Genomic DNA, 16,222 nt, shown 5'->3' on the forward strand with positions numbered 1-16,222 from the left:
GGAACCTAGCGCATGCGGGGCAATTTGCCGCATAATATCACTTGCTTGAAAGCGCAAGAAAAAGAGGACTCAGGATCTGTTTGGAAGCCGTGTCAATGGAAGCTAGGCCCGCCAGAAAGCCCTTCCGAATATTATCGCTCGACGGTGGCGGTACTTTTGCGTTGATTCAGGCGAAGGTGCTTGATGACCTCTTCCCGGGCGAGGATGGACATCAGGTTCTCAGCCACTTTGACCTGGTGTCGGCTTGCTCGGGCGGGGCGATCGTCGCTGCGGCATTGGTCGAGGGCTATGCGCCACGCGAAATATTCGGCCTGTTCGACAACCCGGTCAATCGCTACGCACTTTTTGGGCGCTTGCCCTGGTACCGGAGCCTGTTGCAGTTGCTTACCGGAGTTCTTTCACCATCGAGCCCGGTTGGCCAGCGTTTTTCGACCGACGGCAAGCTTGAATTCTTGCACCGAATACTGCCCACGATGGGCACCACATCGCTGCAGGACCTGCACGGAATTCTCAATGACAGTATCGCTTCCGTACGGTTGCAGCGCGATGAAGCGACCAGGCCAATGTCCTTCCTTTTTGTTACCTACGACTTCGACCGCGACCGGGCCCGCATGATGCGCAGCAATGTCACCAGCCCTGCCGCCAGTTTCCCGCACCGGCAGCAGCGCGCGACACTGGCCGAGGCGGCGCATGCGTCAAGTACTGCACCGATCAACTGGTTCGACAAGCCCGCTGAATTTGACGGCTGCCGCTTCTGGGACGGCGCCATGACGGGCTACAACAATCCGGTGCTGGCGGGTGTTGTCGAAGCCATCGCGCTGGGCGTGCCGCGTCACCATATCGGCGTGCTGTCGCTGGGCACCAGCACGGTTTTTCTGCCCGAATGCGGAACCGAAGGGATCCCAAATGCGCTGTGCCGGCCGCGCGCCAGAACCGGCTTCCTCCCCGAGCTGGTCAAGGTCGGCAAGACAATCATCGCTGATCCTCCGGATGCTCACACTTTCATTGCCCACCTCATGCTCGACGGAGGCTTGCCGCTTGACGTTTCGTGTTGCCCCTACACGGAAACGGCGATTGTGCGCATGAACCCGGTCATTCAACCGGTCATCGATCGAGCGACGGGAGAGTGGAGCGTGCCGGCGGGCTGGAGCATCGACGAGTTCCGCCGCATCGCCGAGATGGATATCTCCGCAAGCGCGCAGGACGACGTGGACCTGATCAAGCGGCTGGGCGACGGGTGGCTGCGCGATGGCTGGCACAATCAGCCTGTCCGGGGTTGCGGGATCTGGGCGGCGCCGCTTGCGCAGTCGCCCTCGCGCACCTTGCCGAACACCGATCGCCTGTGCGAAATTGGCCATCGCTGGTATAGCGACGCCAGGGCCGCCTGGACCGCGATGTCGGCTCAGTGACAGCGGACCGAGCTGCCCATGGCCAATCCACGAATCCTGATCGTCAACTGCTATTCCGACAATCATCGCGGTGCACGGGGGAACCCCTGGATCATTCCACAGTCCATCGCGCCGGCTGTACTGGCCGGAATGCTGGATCCCGCCCGCGTCGACCTCCGCCTCGGCTGCGAGTTTCGCGACGGTCCTTTCGAGGATCTTGCCGCGCTGCAATGGGCAGAGCTGCTGGTACTGACCGGACTCAACCCGTCGTTCGACCGCATGAAGCAGGTGACGGCGTATGCCAGAGTGGTCAATCCGCGCATTGTCGTCGCCATGGGTGGCCCGTTGGCGCGGATGCTGCCGAATCTCAGCCGCCGCTATTTCGATTACGTCTGCAGCGCCGATGTCGAGCAACTGGTAGCGGTGGTCGATGCGGTCTTTGGCCCGGGGCACGCTGCCGAGGTGCCCATTCCGCGCCACGATCTATTGCCCCGGAGCCGCATCATCGGCTACGCGGAAACGTCCCGCAATTGCAACTTCCGCTGCAGCTTTTGCTCGATGACCGCCGAAGACCGCAAGTTCATGACCTACGACCTGGACGATGTACGCAGGCAGATCGACGCTCTTGGCTACCGCCAGTGTGTGATGTTCCTTGACCAGAACTTCTTTGGTGGCCCGCGCGCCTATTTCAGGGCCCGCATGGCACTCCTCAAGGACTTGTTCGAGCAAGGGAAATTCGGCGGCTGGGCGGCGCTGGTCACCGCCGATTTCTTCACCAGCGCCGAAAACGTCTCGCTGGCAAGCGAATCCGGTTGTATTGGTTTTTTTAGTGGCGTCGAATCGTTCAGCCGCGCGCAGGTCACCGCCTTCAACAAGAAGCAGAATCTGGTGTTGCCGCAGGAGGAAACCATCCGCTCGTGTCTGGAGGCCGGTCTGATCTTCCATTACGGGCTGATCTTCGACCTGGCTGACCAAAGGATCGACGAGGTGCTGGCTGAAACCGACTTCATCGCCGCCAACCCGCACATTACCCTGCCCAGCTTTCTCAGTTTTGCCATCCCGATGCTCGGCACGCCGCTGTTCGGCAGTCGGCTGTGCGAGGGTCTGTTTCTACCGAATGTCAGGCTGCGCGACATGGATGGGCGATCACTGGTCTGTCACCCCGTCGACCCCATCGAGGAGGCCGTCGCCTTTGCTGCGCGCATGGATAAAGGTCTGATCGCGAAACGCAAGTTGGCCTTGCATGCCTGGCGATTCTTTCGCCGCTATCGCGCTAGCTTATCGAACTGGGGGCTGCTGAGCGGCCTGGGAAATGCCTGGGCAATGAGCTACCCGCGTTTCGGCAGCAATGGTCGCGACGGTATTCGACCCGGCGGGGACGGCTGCCGCAGCTACCTTGCCAGTTCTGAACCACTCGGGTCACTGTACCGCCCCCGGATCGGGATCCCCGAACGGTACCGCGGTCATTTCGAAGCACTCTGCGTCACTGATGCCGATGGCGAGCTGCACGATGACCTGATTGACGACGCCGCCAGTCTGCTGCCGCAGGCCAGCGACGAAAAAGCGACGATTCGCACCTATACTGCAATCGCGAACAATGCAACCGCGATGCCCTGACACGCGCAGCTTTCTTGTGTCTCCGAAGACAGGAAGCGTCGCTGCCGAAAAACTACGGAATGACGCGTGTGACTATCAAGCAGCTCTGTAAAGGTCTGGTGCTTCTGGTGGTGATCGCCCTTACGCTTCCCGGGGCGGTGCCGGAGACCCATACCTTCTCGGCGGGATTGACGACTTTGTGGGATGCCCCGCAAGGCCCCGGTCGATCGGACGATGCGAGCCGCTGGCTGACCCGGCTCCGTGATTCGGTTGCCCTGCCGCGCGCGGGTTGCGAGAAGCTTGAGCTGCCGGACTTGTCATTGACCAAGCCAGCCCGTGCTTTCCAGATCAAGGTCGAGCGCGAGCAGTTCGGTGCTCGATCGCCAATTGTCTACCTGCAGGAACCGATTGCCGAGTTCTTCATTGTCGTCGCCACCGACGTGAATGGTTGCCCCTGGCTGTCGATTTCTGGTCGTGGCTTGCCCTTCGCCCACCGCGATATAGTCAGTCCATTCCCCTATGCGCACCTTCCCGCGTTGCCCGAAGGCGCGGTAGTCACGGCGATCGTGCAGGACTACAAGGCCATTCGTCCGTGGATCATGCTCGCCGACGAAACCAGCTTCGTGCGCGATAACACCGTGCTGTGGATCGGCATGGGTGCCTACAGCGGCATCCTGCTGATGATGATTGTCGTCGCCCTCGGCTTCGATGCTTACGCAGGCAGCCGCGTCGCATTGGCCTACGCCTTCTACTGCTTCGCACTGCAGATCTGGCTGGTGCAGAATTTCGGCATCGGCTCTGCGTTCGTGCCCTGCTGGCCCGGCCCGCAATACTTCCCGTTCCTCCAGGCGATCTCGGTAGCCGGCGTGGTGCTCGGCATTGGCTTCGCGGTACTGGAGTTCTTGCAGCTTCGCGGCAGGGTGCGCTTGGCCATTGGCGGCTTTGTCGTGCTCAGCGCGCTCTGTTTCCTCAGTTCGGCATGGCATGCCGCCGGTTACCGTGCCGGGGCAGCCGTTCTCTTTGTCCTGGCCGTGGCCACCATCGTGCTGCTCGCCAGGGGAGTGTTCAGGCGCAGTGCCTCGATCCGCCTGTTCACGCTGGGGCTGGGCGCGACGATGATCGGCGGGGGGGTGCAGGCTTTTTCGGTAATCGGCAGCGGTGTCGAAGTGAGCCGCCTGGCGGCATTCGCATTTCCGATCGGCAGCCTGTTTCAGGCGGCCTTCTGGCTCGCAGCGCTGATCATCCGGCTGCGGGGCGAGCACCGGGACTTGCACGAACTCGAAGGACAGCAGGCTGCAATCATTTGGGCGATGCCTGACTTGATCCTGGTCTTCGATCGGCAAGGAATCTGCCTCGACTATAAACAGCCTTGCGCTACGCGATTCTTCGTTACCGGGAGCGAGCTGCTCGGCAAGAACGTGTCGGCAGTTCTGCCAACCGAGACGGCGAGTGCCATTCAGCGGGGTATCGAGAAGGTGCTGCAAGAAAGCAATCTGCAATCGGTATTCGTCGAGCTGCCGGTGGACGGCAACATCCACCACTACGAGGCGCGTATCGCGCCAAACGGAGCCAACAAGGTGCTAGTCGTAGTGCGCGACATCACGCTCCAGAAACACAACGAGGAGAGAATCCGTCGCTTGGCCTACTTTGACACGCTGACCGGCTTGCCAAACCGGCAGAGTTTTCTCGAACGCCTCGACCGCGAATTACTGCGGGCACGCAGGACCAATCGCCGGATGGCGCTGCTATTTCTCGACCTGGACGGTTTCAAGCATATCAACGACACGCTAGGGCACAGTGCCGGCGACTGCCTGCTGCAGACTGTCGCTGAGCGCCTGCAGGAGAAACTGCGCGCAGGTGCTTTCATTGCCCGGCCGGCACTCGATGAATCGGGCCTGCACTTCGCACGCCTTGGCGGTGACGAGTTCACCGTCGTTCTGCCCGATGTCGACACCGCCGAGGCCGCCTGCGCGGTCGCGCAGCGAATACAGGCGCTGCTCAGACGGCCTGCCCTGATCGGCGAACAGGAGATCACGGTCACCTCGAGCATCGGCATCGCGCTCTTCCCCGCCGACGGCGACGATGCAGCGACGCTGCTAAAGCATGCGGATACCGCGATGTATTATGCCAAGGAGCAAGGGCGTGACAACTGGCAGTTGTATGAGCGAACGCTGACTACCCGAACGACGGCACGCCTGGCTCTTGAAGGCGATCTTCGCAAGGGCCTCGAACGAGGCGAATTTCGCCTGTTCTACCAGCCCCAGGTGCGCGCCACCGATGGGACGGTCATCGGTATCGAAGCACTGATTCGCTGGCAGCATCCGCAGCAAGGGCTGGTATCGCCGGCGCTGTTCATCCCCGTTGCCGAGGAAACCGGACTGATCGTCCCGATCGGCGAGTGGGTGCTCAATGCCGCCTGCAGCCAGGTGCGGCAGTGGCAGCAGAGTGGCGTTTCGGTACCGCGGGTGGCGGTGAACGTCTCCGCACGCCAGCTTGGTGCAGCGGGTTTCCTGGACACCGTTGCGGCGATCATCGTTGCAACGGGCATCGCTGCCGACCGGCTCGAACTTGAATTGACCGAAAGCATCCTGATGGAGCCGGATGCCAAACGAATCACGGGACTGTATCGTCTGCGCGCAATGGGGGTGCACTTCTCGATCGACGATTTCGGCACCGGCTACTCATCGCTGTCCTACATCAAGCGCTTCCCGATAGGCACGCTGAAGATCGATCAGAGTTTCATCCGCGGCCTGCCGCAGAATGCCGACGACGCCGGGATCACCACGGCGATCATCGCCATGGCCCGCAGCCTCGATCTGGATGTCATTGCCGAAGGGGTCGAAACCAGAGAACAACTCGACTTTCTGCAGCGTGCGCAATGCCCGAAACTGCAAGGCTACCTGTTCAGTCGCCCGCTGCCGCCAGACGAGATCGAAGATCTCCTGCGTCGCGGCCGCATCGACCTGCCCGCAAAGAACGCCGGAGAATGACCCAGATTCCGCTGCAAACACCGCGCTAGCGACAAGCGTACGAGAGATACCGGTGCGAGTACCGACAGAGTGCTGGGGATTGCTGACTGACGCCTGCCTCTGTGTGGGAGCTTGCGTTTCAGGCGGACCATAGTGCGGGATGTTGGTCGATGGCCGCAGGCAGTGGAGTGTCGTAGCGCATCTGTCGCGATTGATGCGCTTCGTACGTCACCACCTTCCAGGGGCTTGCGCTAGGCTGCGACGAGATCCTTGATCCACCGTCGTTGCACTTCGCGGCGGCGATCGTCGGTCAGTCTTTCGATGAGCTTCTCGCGAACCGCGGTGAAGGGCAACGTTCCACAGGGGAGAACCTCATCGCAGCGAATGATGTGCAGGCCAATCGGTGACTCGATAACAGCGCTGATTTCGCTTTCACTCAGCAGGAAAGCGACCTCTTCGAGTTCCGGGTAAAGCTGCTTGCGCCTCACGACGCCGAGTTGACCACCTTGCGTCGCCGTCGGGCACTGCGAATGGCGGAGCGCAGCTTCGCCGAATTCCTTGGCCTTCTTCAGCGTCGTGCGTAGCGCTTCGAGTTTTGCTGCTGCTTCAATTCTTTCACCAGCAGTGTCGAAGGTGATCAGGATGTGGCGCAGGCGGCGAGTTTCGGGACGGTGGAACGCTTTCGGGTGCAGGTGGTAGTAGATTTCGGCGTCCACCGCGCTGACCCGGTCGACCCGCGCGGCGACTTTGTCGAGCAGCGCTTCGACCGAGAGATCGCGTTCGACGGCAGCGGCGAGTTGTTCCTCGTCGAGGCCGACACGTTCGAGTTCGTCGGCGAGTTCACGCTCGCTCTGGTAGCGCTGGCGGATTTCAAAGAGTCGCGTACTGAGCGTATCGGGCGGCACGACGACGCTCGCCGCTTCGCAACTGCTGAGAATACGCTGCTCGATGGCGTTCTGCCGCGTAGCGACCTCGGCGACACGCAGATGTTCTGCTTCGGAGAGTGCTTCAGGGGGCTTCTGGAAGAGTTCCCAGGAGAGTTTCAACTCAAGGTAGCCGCGCTGCATCGTCCTCTACCTCCGCCGCGGCCAGTGCGTCTTCCGGGATCTGCAGCACGCGCCCCGGCAGGACGTCGAAGTGGATGTGATAGGCGACGCCGCCCGGTGCGTCGCGGATCACCTTGATCACCTTGCCGATGGCGCCTCGGGTGACCAGCATTTCACCGCCGACCGAGAGGTTCTTGGCGGCGGCGATGGTCTCGCGGAATTCAAAGCGCGACGGCATCCACGGTTCGTCGGCACCGATCAATTCCTCTTCGCGACAGCCGACGATTCGACCTTCGTCGAAAAAGTTCACCGAGTAGATGATCTGGTCCTGCAGAAACGTACCGACGTCGACCACGTAGCCAATGCTGCCGCGGCGGACGAGCGGTGCGCCGGAGTCCAGGCCCGGATACGTGCCGTCGTTCCTGACATTGCGCGTCAGGCGTACCGCTTCGCCGAAATCCCAACGCTGCCAGCGTTGCCAGTGTGCGTCGCTCATTTATGAAACACCTTGTCCAGCGGAACGAAGGACGTCGAGCCACCACCCGGCTTCTGAACATGGTGGAAGACAGCGAAGACTTTCTCGGTCAGCGCGTCGGAAGCGACGAAATCCTGGTAAGCGCGTGCCAGCCAAAGGCGGTAAATGGCGTGCTGCGCAGCTTCCTCCTGCGGCAGCTCGGGGGCCTGCCTGGCCAGGTAGTCGTGAAAGCGCTGCAGGATGTGCAGACGATTCACCTGGACGACGTCTGTGTCGTAGGGAACGGCAAAGAAATCGAGAAAATCCTCGGCCGAAGCGAGCTCTTCGAGGGCTTCGGCAAGGGTGCGCGTCTCGTTCATGGCAGTCTCCTCAGACCAGGGCAAGGGAAAGGCCGAACTCTTCATCGGCCTGCTGGAACGTACCGTCAGGTTCTCCGGCGCCAGCAGGTGGGCGCGCAACAGCGCCGTTTCGGCAGTTTCCTGGCCGTATTCGCGCGCCGCCTGGTCGAGCAGAAGCGAGGCTCTCGCCGGCAGAGCTTCTTCGAAGCAGAGTTTGCAGTCGGAAAAGTCGAGTAGATCCATGGCCGCCTCAGTGAAAAGATTCGTTCTTGCAGCACAGGTCTCCGGCGCTGCAGATGCGGCATTCGCCGCTGCGGTCGGCCGCTGGTGGTTCGTCGCGCAGCGTTGAAAGTTCGCTTTCGAGCAGTTCGATGCGCGCTATCAGGCAGGCGATCGACTTGGCCACCGGGTCGGGCAACAGGTTGTGGTCGAGACTGATGCCGTTCTCGGGGCGCTCACCGGCGCCTCCGCCAGCCACACGCGTCGCGACGATACGGCCGGGAACACCGACGACGGTACGGTCGGCGGGAACATCCTTGACGACTACCGAATTGGCGCCGACGCGGACGCGTTCGCCAATGCTGATCGGGCCGAGAATCTTGGCGCCGGCACCGACGACGACGCCGTCGGCCAGCGTCGGGTGGCGCCGGCCCTTGCTCCATGAGGTGCCGCCGAGTGTGACGCCGTGGTACAGCGTGACATCGTTGCCGACTTCGGCGGTTTCGCCGATCACCACGCCCGCGCCGTGGTCGATGAAGAAGCGACGGCCGATCGTCGCACCGGGGTGGATATCGACGTTGGTCAAAGTCCGCCCGATGAATGACAGAAAGCGCGCCAAGAAGCGCCAGCCGCAGAGCCACAGGCGATGCGCCAGACGATGGCCGAACAGGGCATGTACGCCGGGGTAGGTGGTGAGGACTTCCAGCGTCGAGCGGGCCGCGGGGTCGCGCTCGAAGACGCAAGCCAGGTCTTCCCTGAGAGTGGCCCACAGGCCGGGCGCTGGACTGACGCCGGCGGCGAGGGTGAGGGTTTCAGACATGGGGCAAGCTCCTCAACGAGGCGAGCAGCGCGCGCAGATCGGGCGTCTCCGGCGGCTGCTTGTGCCTGGCGACGAAATTGCGAATACGCGGCAGCAGCGCCTGCGCTTCGCGGTCGTCGACCGTGGCGCCGAAACCGGCATAGACCATTTGCACCGCCCGCGAGCCGGAATGCTTGCCGAGCACGATGCGGTGCGACTGGCCGACTTCCTGTGGGTCGAAACCCTGGTAGTTGTCGGGATGCTTGAGCAGTCCGTCGACATGGATGCCGGCCTCGTGCGTGAAAGCGCCAGCGCCGACGACGCTTTTCTGCCACGGCACGGCGCGGCCCGAGGCGCTGGCGACCTGCTGCGAAACTGCCGGGAAGCCTTTCAGATCGACGCCGGTTTCGATGCCGTGCAGCTTCGTCAGGCCGAGGACGACTTCTTCCAGCGGCGCATTGCCGGCGCGTTCGCCGAGGCCGTTGACCGTCGTATTGACATGCGTCGCGCCGGCCCTGCACGCGGCCAGCGTGTTGGCGGTAGCCAGTCCGAGGTCGTCATGCGCGTGCATTTCAATTTCCAGCCCGCTGCTGCGGCGCAGGGTGCTGATGCGCTCGAAAGTGCCGAAAGGCTCCAGGACGCCGAGCGTGTCGGCAAAACGCAGGCGACGGGCGCCGGCGCGTTCGGCGGTCTCGGCCAGCGCGCAGAGAAAGCTCACGTCGGCGCGCGAGGCGTCCTCGCAACCCAGGCCTACTTCGAGCCCGAGGCTCAGCGCGGCGCCGATATAGAGCGGGAGCTCGCGCAGCAGCCAGCGGCGATCGCGGCCGAGCTTGTAGGCCAGATGCTGGTCGGAGGCGGGTACCGAAATGTCGATCAGGTGTACCCCGAGGTCGGCGCAGGCGGCAATGTCGGTTAGGTGCATGCGGCTCCAGACCATCAGGCGTGGCGGCAGTTTGAGATCGGCCACAGCGCGCACCGACTCGCGCTCTTCGTCGCCCATCGCCGGAATTCCCACTTCGAGTTCCGGCACACCGATGGCCGCCAAGTGGCGGGCAATGTCGAGCTTTTCGGCGAGCGAGAACGCCACCCCGGCCGACTGCTCGCCGTCGCGCAGGGTGGTGTCGTTGATGGTGACGAAAAGCGGGTCGGTCATGGCAATCTCCTTGACTCCCTTGCAGCAAGGATGATGCCAGCGTACAAGCCTTTGAAACAATGCAATTGTTGATTCCCTGTCAGGGCTGATGTGAGGACGATGTCGAGAATGCGACAATCGTACCCGGAGCGATCGGCTATCCTTGTACGCTTGGCAGATCCAGGACAGCGCGCATGACTTCCCGTCAACTTGAATGACCAGCAAGGAGTACCCATGAGTACAACGACGAGTAGCACGACAGAGCGCCCGAACCCGCGCGACCTGTTGCAACAAATGTTTGCTGCCGCGATTGAAGCGGCGCAGCCCGCGCATTGCATCCCGCCGCATCTGCCTGAAATACAACCAGTGCCCAGTGGCCGCCTGATCGTTATCGGTGCTGGCAAGGCCTCGGCGGCGATGGCCCGCGCCGTTGAGGATAACTGGCCGGGTCCGCTCTGCGGGCTGGTGGTCACGCGTTACGGCTATGGCGTGCCATGCACACGAATCGAAATCGTCGAGGCCGCCCATCCCGTTCCCGATGCGGCAGGGCTGGCCGCTGCCGGACGCATCTGCGCTCTGGTCAGCGATCTGACTCCGGACGACACCGTGTTGTGCCTGATTTCCGGCGGAGGTTCTTCGCTGCTCGTCTCGCCACTCGACGGCATTACTCTCGAAGACAAGCAGGCGGTCAGTCGCGCGCTGCTCAAATCAGGGGCCAGCATCAGCGAGATGAACTGCGTCCGCCGTCATCTCTCGGCGATCAAGGGGGGCCGCCTGGCCGCAGCGTGTCATCCGGCGAAAGTAATCACGCTCCTGATTTCCGACGTGCCGGGGGATAACCCCAGCGACATCGCCTCAGGTCCGACGGTGGGCGATGCGACCACTTGCGACGATGCGCTGGCCATCGTGCGGCGCTACGCAATCGAACTGCCGGCGACGGTTCGAGAGGTGCTCGATAGCGGCCGTGGCGAATCGATCAAGCCCGATGATGCACGCCTGGCGAGAACAGAGACGCACCTGATCGCCACGCCACAGATGGCGCTCGAAGCCGCGGCGCAAGTCGCCGCCGACGCCGGGGTCACTCCCCATATCCTCAGCGACAGCATCGAGGGCGAGGCGCGCGAGGTGGGCAAGGTGATCGCCGGGATCGCGCTGCACGTTGCTGGCCGTGGCCAACCCTTCGCCGCACCCTGCGTCCTTCTTTCCGGCGGCGAGACGACGGTGACGGTGCGCGGCAACGGGCGTGGCGGGCGCAACGTCGAGTTCCTGCTCGCCCTCGGCGTCGCGCTGGACGGGAGTCGCGGCATCCACGCCATCGCCGGCGACACCGATGGCGTGGACGGCCAGGAGGAGATCGCTGGCGCCTGGCTCGCGCCGGACAGCCTGGCCCGCGCCTGGGACAAGGGCATCAAGCCGCTGGTCAGCCTGGACAACAACGACGGCCACGGTTTCTTCCAGGCCCTGGGCGACTCGGTCATCACCGGACCGACCCTGACCAACGTCAACGACTTCCGGGCGGTACTGATCACCGACGAGGCCACCTGAAATTGGCTTTTCATGACTCTGGTGCAATGCGCTTTGCTTATTGCACCCTACGCCGTTTTTCTTGCTCGTTGCCTGTAGGGCGCAATAACCGAAGGGCATTGCGCCGATTCCACGTGCCTCAATCCTCGCCTGATGCCTGACTACCGTCGAGCCTGGTATCCGGGCGGCACCTATTTCTTCACGGTGAACCTGCTGCAACGGCAAGGCAATGACCTTCTGACGCGGCATGTTGATTTGTTGCGGGAAAGCGTTCGTTTGGTACGGCAAGGCCACCCTTTCCACATCCATGGCTGGGTGGTCTTGCCCGATCACTTGCACTGTGTGATCGAACTGCCGCCTGCGGACGCCGATTTCGCGACCCGCTGGCGACTGATCAAAATGGGATTCTCCAAGACCATACCCGGTGGCGAAATAGTGTCCGTGGTGCGTGTTCGCCGGGGAGAGCGGGGTATCTGGCAACGACGATACTGGGAGCACTTGATTCGTGATCAGGCGGATTTCCAGGCGCACATGGACTATGTCCACTTCAATCCGGTGAAGCACGGGCTGGCTGGGCGTGTGCTTGACTGGCCTTATTCGACTTTTCACCAGTTGGTGGCGGCGGGTGTCTATCCGGCGGACTGGGCAGGCGCCGAGGGGAAGTCGTTGGCGTACGATGATTGACGGGTGACGAGTGGTGCAATGCGCTTCGCTTATTGCACCCTACGCCGCGTTTCTTGCGCGTAGCCTGTAGGGCGCAATAACCGAAGGGCATTGCGCCGGTGCGCCAAAGGCGAAACGGCCGCTGCGCCAATGGCTAGACCGAATACGGCCGATGCAGCCAGCCGCGGACGACATCAATGTCGCGTTCGGGCAGGTAGGCGAAGCCGGCCAGCGAGTCTTCGACGACTGCCTCGGCGACCCAGTGCGGGACGGCCTTGGTGGCGAGCATGTGGAAGTACCAGGCCATCGGGTAGCCGGCCTGGCGGTCGAAGTGAGCCAGGACGGCCTGTAGTTTCAGGCCGCTGGTGCCGGCGGTGGCTTCGCAGTCCGGTGCGCCGCCACCTTGCGTGGCGATCGGCTGGGCGCGGAAGATCGGCTGGTGGTAGCGGTCGAGATGTTCGCGGGTGGCAATCACCCAGTGGTTGCAGTATTCGCTGGTGTGGCCGGCGCTGCTGCCGGTCCAGTCTGCCAGCATGCGGTGGATCGGCGAGGGTTCAGGTTTTTGCCTCAGCATACGGTGCAGGAAAGCGCCGATGTGCTGAACGCGGCGGAAGTTGTAGAAGGGCAGACCAACCGGCAGTGGCTTGTCGGCACCGCCGCGCGGGTCGAGCAGTTCGTCCAGCGTGTTGGCGTGGTTGGCAAAAAGCTGATGGACGCGCATTTCCTGCAGATCTTCGATTTCGAGCTGCAGGAAGGCGTCGGTGCCTTCGCCGGCGGCCGCGACCAGGTAATGCGTCTGGCCAACGAGTCGGGTGGCGTAGAGCTGGCGATCGGCGAAGTCGTCGATCAGCAGGGCAAAATCGCCGTTGTGTTGATCGAGCGCGTTTTCGACCCACTCTTCGAGATTGTCTGACAAGCGATGGCCGTTGACGGCGATAACTCCGCCGAGGCGATACCAGCCGCCGCGGCTCAGCGCGTGGCGGAATTTCCAGTCGGGCAGGGCCACGCTCAGGGCCTTGACGAGGGCGCCGGGGCCGCTGCTGACCGGCACCTTGGTACAGCTTTCGACGATCGCGGGCGCGAGCGATTTGCAGTATTCTGACCAGCCCTGGGTTTCGTTCATTGGGGATTCGCCGCGAAGCGTGCCAGCGACGTCGCGGGAACCCCCATGATCCGGGCCAGCCAGGGCGGCGGGTTGGCGAGACGGCGCTGCAGTTCGACCAGCACTTCGCGGGCCGGGCCGCCGGCCGCTTTCTTGATCGGATAAACGCCGGCGCGGACCACCTTGGCGGCCGCCGGGCCACCGATCGATTGCACATAGACGATCTGGCAGTCGCTGATCAGCGCCGAGCGGGCGGCGTTTCTGTCTTCTGCGGCATCGGCCTCGACGGTGGTGCGCACGCCGATCAGCTTGACCGCCTGCTGAGCCACCTGATAGATCAGGAAGCGCTCGCAGGAACCGAAATGGCCATCGAGGTTTTCGCCGCGGTTGGCGGCGATGGCGACGCGGATGGAGCCCGGCATTTCGCCCTTGGTGTAGGCGTCCACTGCCGGAAAATCGCGGTGGTCGACGCCCTCACCCCAGAGCAGACGGACGGCTTCCTTCAGTGCCTCGGCCTCGACGCCGACATGGCAACCCTGTTCGGCAAAGTCACCGGCGAGGATGACGCGCAGATCTTCGACGGTGAGCGTGCCGAGCTTGGCTTCGGTCAGCGGCGCTTGCAGGCTTTCCAGTAGCGCGTCGACCAGCGCGCGGACGTCGAGGGAATTGAGGGCGCGGGCCGCCAGCGCGATGCGCAGCGCGGCTTCGCGGGAGGCTATTGGGGGTATTGGGGGTTCGGACATGGCAGGCTCCGGGCCGGTGGGTCAGTTTCGAGTGGGTGCACAGGCGGCCCGATCATTGAACTCAATGATCGGGCGAATCGATCGTCTTCAGGCGTAGCTGATGCAGCCCGACGGGCAGACGTCGACACACAATGGCGAGTCGTTGTGGCCGTCGCATTCGGTACACGTGCTGGCATCGATCTTGAAGAAGATTTTGCCGGAGCTGATTGATTTGGTCGGACAAACCGGCTTGCAGTCGCCGCAGGCGGTGCACATGTCGGAGTCGATCTTCATTGCCATGGTGTTTCTCCTTGGTTTTTCTAGTCTTCGGCGGCGCCGATGCGCCTGGCTCGCAGTGAGATCGGCAGGCGTGGCGGCCTGGCGATCGGGTCGATGTAATAAATTCCGCCATTGTCGAGTTTCAGTTCGCCGCCCCATTTTTCCTGGGTGTCGAACTCGATCGACGAGATGGACGCTTCCAGATCTCGCTTCGGAAGGTAGAACGTCAGCCCACCGCTGACGGCCGTACGGATCATGATGTTGGCCATGCAAAGCTCCTGTCACCGTGGAGGTCGCCACAGCAACGCCAGGGGAATCAGCAATAGCCCCTCACGCGTCACCGGGTGAGGGGCAGGTGGGTCGCGGTTAGCGAACCAGGTCGAAGTTGTAGTCGGTGGTCGCCATGCCGATCGTTTCCCGGTCCAGTTGCTCGAGGACCGCGTTGGTCAGTTGCGTGACGATGGACATCATTCCTTCGTAGCCCAGCGTCGTCTGACGATGCAGGTGATGACGGTCGAAGATCGGGAAGCCGAGGCGGATCAGAGGTACTTCGAACTCTTCACCCTTGTAGCGGGTGTCGCGCTGAATGTACTTGCCGTAGGAGTTGCCGATCAGGAAGTCGGGCTTGTCGGTGAAGCACAGGCTGCGCATGTGCCACAGGTCGCAGCCTGTATAGACCTTGCCATTGACCCCGAACGGGCTCGTTTCGAGCAGCTTCTCGACCACCTTGCCCCAGCGTTTGTGGGCGTTGTGGCACACGATGTGCGTCGGCTCGGCACCGACTTCGAGCAGGATCTTGACCATGCCCAGGACGAAGTCCGGGTCGCCGTAGAGGGCGAACTTCTTGCCGTGCAGCCAGGCGTGGCTGTCGGCAATCAGATCCATGCAGCGGCCGCGTTCCTTGGCCAGCGATTCCGGAATCTCCTTGCCGGTGACTTCGGAGACTTTCATCAGGAACTCGTCGGTCCAGTCGACGCCCATCGGGATGTTCAGCTTGGGAATCTCCTGGTTCCAGGTGTTCTCGATGAACTTCTTCGACTTCTCCAGTTGCGTTGGCTGCAGCAGGAGCGTCGTCAGTGCGTTGGGCGCGTCCTTGATCTCGTCCTGCGTCGTGCCGCCGGCGTACATGCGGAATTCACCGTCGGTCGGCGTATCGAACACTTCGCTCGGGTCGCACAGGAAGGTGTAAGCGACGTCCATTTCATCGAGCATGCGCTTGATGACGCGGTAGTTGCCGAGGTAGGTCTCGAAGCCGGGGATGATATTGATCTTGCCGTTCGCGCCGACCTTCTTGTCGGCCATCGTGTTCAGCGTGAAGGAACGGATGATGCCTTCGAGCATGTTGTCCCAGCCGGTGGTATGCGAACCGACAAAGGACGGCGTGTGCGCAAAAGGTACAGGGAATTCCTGCGGGATGTGGCCTTCCTTCTTGGTGTTGTTGATGAACGCATTGAGGTCGTCACCAATGACTTCCGCCATGCAGGTGGTCGACACGGCGATCATCTCCGGCTTGTAGATCGCCTTGGCATTGGCCAGTCCGTCGTACATGTTCTTCTGGCCGCCGAACACCGCGGCGTCTTCGGTCATCGAGTCCGAAACGCACGAGCACGGTTCTCTGAAATGACGATTGAAGTAGGTGCGGAAGTAAGCGACACAGCCTTGCGAGCCATGCACGTAGGGCAGGGTCTTGTGGAAGCCCGAGGCGCAGAGCACGGCGCCGAGCGGCTGACAGGCCTTGGCGGGGTCCACCGTCAGCGCCTGGCGCTTGAAGTTGAGTTCCTGATACTCCAGCGTGGTGGTCCACAAGAAGGTTTCGCGGACCTTGTCGGCGCTGTGGCCTTCCTCGAAGAGCTCACGTTTGTCGGTCAGCGACTTCCTGTAGTCGTCGTCACCGAACAGCGGGTAGCACGGCTTGATCTTTTCTGCAGTTTGCATTGCTTTTCTCCTTGCCGGTGCCGCCCATCTGCGGA

At 62.4% G+C, this 16,222-nt stretch carries 15 protein-coding genes; 5 read left to right on the forward strand and 10 right to left on the reverse strand.

The genetic code is table 11. The annotated features are described in order from the left end of the window. Positions 1 to 95 precede the first annotated feature (95 nt). Genes ACCAA_RS14335 through ACCAA_RS14345 form a run of 3 tightly spaced genes read left to right on the forward strand, consistent with a single transcriptional unit; the run spans position 96 to position 5,974 of the window. Positions 96 to 1,409, forward strand: a complete 1,314-nt coding sequence (locus ACCAA_RS14335) for a patatin-like phospholipase family protein (RefSeq protein ID WP_186407921.1) — start codon at positions 96 to 98, stop codon at positions 1,407 to 1,409. Between the two features lie 18 nt (positions 1,410 to 1,427). Continuing rightward, a complete protein-coding gene (locus ACCAA_RS14340; RefSeq protein ID WP_186407922.1) occupies positions 1,428 to 3,005 on the forward strand; it encodes a B12-binding domain-containing radical SAM protein in 1,578 nt (525 codons plus the stop codon). A gap of 59 nt (positions 3,006 to 3,064) precedes the next feature. Then, a complete protein-coding gene (locus ACCAA_RS14345) occupies positions 3,065 to 5,974 on the forward strand; it encodes a putative bifunctional diguanylate cyclase/phosphodiesterase (protein WP_186407923.1) in 2,910 nt (969 codons plus the stop codon). Positions 5,975 to 6,204: 230 nt separating this feature from the next. Here the strand turns inward: ACCAA_RS14345 and nifM are convergent, their stop codons facing one another. The 5 genes from nifM to nifV all read right to left on the reverse strand — a co-directional run bounded on the left by nifM (position 6,205) and on the right by nifV (position 9,983). Further along, positions 6,205 to 7,020 carry a nitrogen fixation protein NifM gene (gene nifM / locus ACCAA_RS14350; RefSeq protein ID WP_186407924.1) on the reverse strand — a complete coding sequence of 272 codons (816 nt, stop codon included), beginning with the start codon at positions 7,018 to 7,020 and terminating at the stop codon, positions 6,205 to 6,207. After that, positions 7,001 to 7,495 carry a nitrogen fixation protein NifZ gene (locus ACCAA_RS14355; RefSeq protein WP_186407925.1) on the reverse strand — a complete coding sequence of 165 codons (495 nt, stop codon included), beginning with the start codon at positions 7,493 to 7,495 and terminating at the stop codon, positions 7,001 to 7,003. Before ACCAA_RS14355 ends, nifM begins: the two co-directional genes overlap by 20 nt. Continuing rightward, on the reverse strand, positions 7,492 to 7,833 hold the full coding sequence (gene nifW / locus ACCAA_RS14360) for a nitrogenase-stabilizing/protective protein NifW (RefSeq protein WP_186407970.1): 342 nt from the start codon (positions 7,831 to 7,833) through the stop codon (positions 7,492 to 7,494). The genes ACCAA_RS14355 and nifW overlap by 4 nt, the downstream gene beginning before the upstream one ends. Positions 7,834 to 8,062: 229 nt before the next feature. Continuing rightward, a complete protein-coding gene (gene cysE, locus ACCAA_RS14365; protein WP_186407926.1) occupies positions 8,063 to 8,851 on the reverse strand; it encodes a serine O-acetyltransferase in 789 nt (262 codons plus the stop codon). Then, on the reverse strand, positions 8,844 to 9,983 hold the full coding sequence (nifV, locus tag ACCAA_RS14370; RefSeq protein WP_186407927.1) for a homocitrate synthase: 1,140 nt from the start codon (positions 9,981 to 9,983) through the stop codon (positions 8,844 to 8,846). The genes cysE and nifV overlap by 8 nt, the downstream gene beginning before the upstream one ends. Positions 9,984 to 10,196: 213 nt before the next feature. Here nifV and ACCAA_RS14375 point away from each other — a divergent pair, with 213 nt between their 5' ends. Next, positions 10,197 to 11,507: a glycerate kinase type-2 family protein gene (locus tag ACCAA_RS14375; RefSeq protein ID WP_186407928.1), complete on the forward strand. Its 1,311-nt coding sequence runs from the start codon at positions 10,197 to 10,199 to the stop codon at positions 11,505 to 11,507. 132 nt (positions 11,508 to 11,639) lie between these two features. Continuing rightward, positions 11,640 to 12,170: an REP-associated tyrosine transposase gene (locus ACCAA_RS14380; RefSeq protein ID WP_186407929.1), complete on the forward strand. Its 531-nt coding sequence runs from the start codon at positions 11,640 to 11,642 to the stop codon at positions 12,168 to 12,170. Positions 12,171 to 12,303: 133 nt separating this feature from the next. On the opposite strand, the gene ACCAA_RS14385 is transcribed toward ACCAA_RS14380, so the two are convergent. The 5 genes from ACCAA_RS14385 to nifK all read right to left on the reverse strand — a co-directional run bounded on the left by ACCAA_RS14385 (position 12,304) and on the right by nifK (position 16,187). Further along, positions 12,304 to 13,272: a hypothetical protein gene (locus ACCAA_RS14385; RefSeq protein ID WP_186407930.1), complete on the reverse strand. Its 969-nt coding sequence runs from the start codon at positions 13,270 to 13,272 to the stop codon at positions 12,304 to 12,306. After that, positions 13,269 to 13,994 carry a dinitrogenase iron-molybdenum cofactor N-terminal domain-containing protein gene (locus tag ACCAA_RS14390; protein ID WP_186407931.1) on the reverse strand — a complete coding sequence of 242 codons (726 nt, stop codon included), beginning with the start codon at positions 13,992 to 13,994 and terminating at the stop codon, positions 13,269 to 13,271. Before ACCAA_RS14390 ends, ACCAA_RS14385 begins: the two co-directional genes overlap by 4 nt. Positions 13,995 to 14,081: 87 nt before the next feature. Next, positions 14,082 to 14,273, reverse strand: coding sequence for a 4Fe-4S binding protein (locus ACCAA_RS14395; RefSeq protein ID WP_186407932.1), 192 nt, complete (start codon positions 14,271 to 14,273; stop codon positions 14,082 to 14,084). A 20-nt stretch (positions 14,274 to 14,293) separates the two neighbouring features. Continuing rightward, positions 14,294 to 14,521, reverse strand: coding sequence for a putative nitrogen fixation protein NifT (gene nifT, locus ACCAA_RS14400; RefSeq protein WP_186407933.1), 228 nt, complete (start codon positions 14,519 to 14,521; stop codon positions 14,294 to 14,296). Between the two features lie 97 nt (positions 14,522 to 14,618). Next, entirely contained in the window at positions 14,619 to 16,187 is a 1,569-nt protein-coding gene (gene nifK / locus ACCAA_RS14405) for a nitrogenase molybdenum-iron protein subunit beta (protein ID WP_186407934.1), read from the reverse strand. Between the last annotated feature and the right edge of the window lie 35 nt (positions 16,188 to 16,222).

The organism is Candidatus Accumulibacter aalborgensis (genome assembly GCF_900089955.1).
Lineage (GTDB): Bacteria > Pseudomonadota > Gammaproteobacteria > Burkholderiales > Rhodocyclaceae > Accumulibacter > Accumulibacter aalborgensis.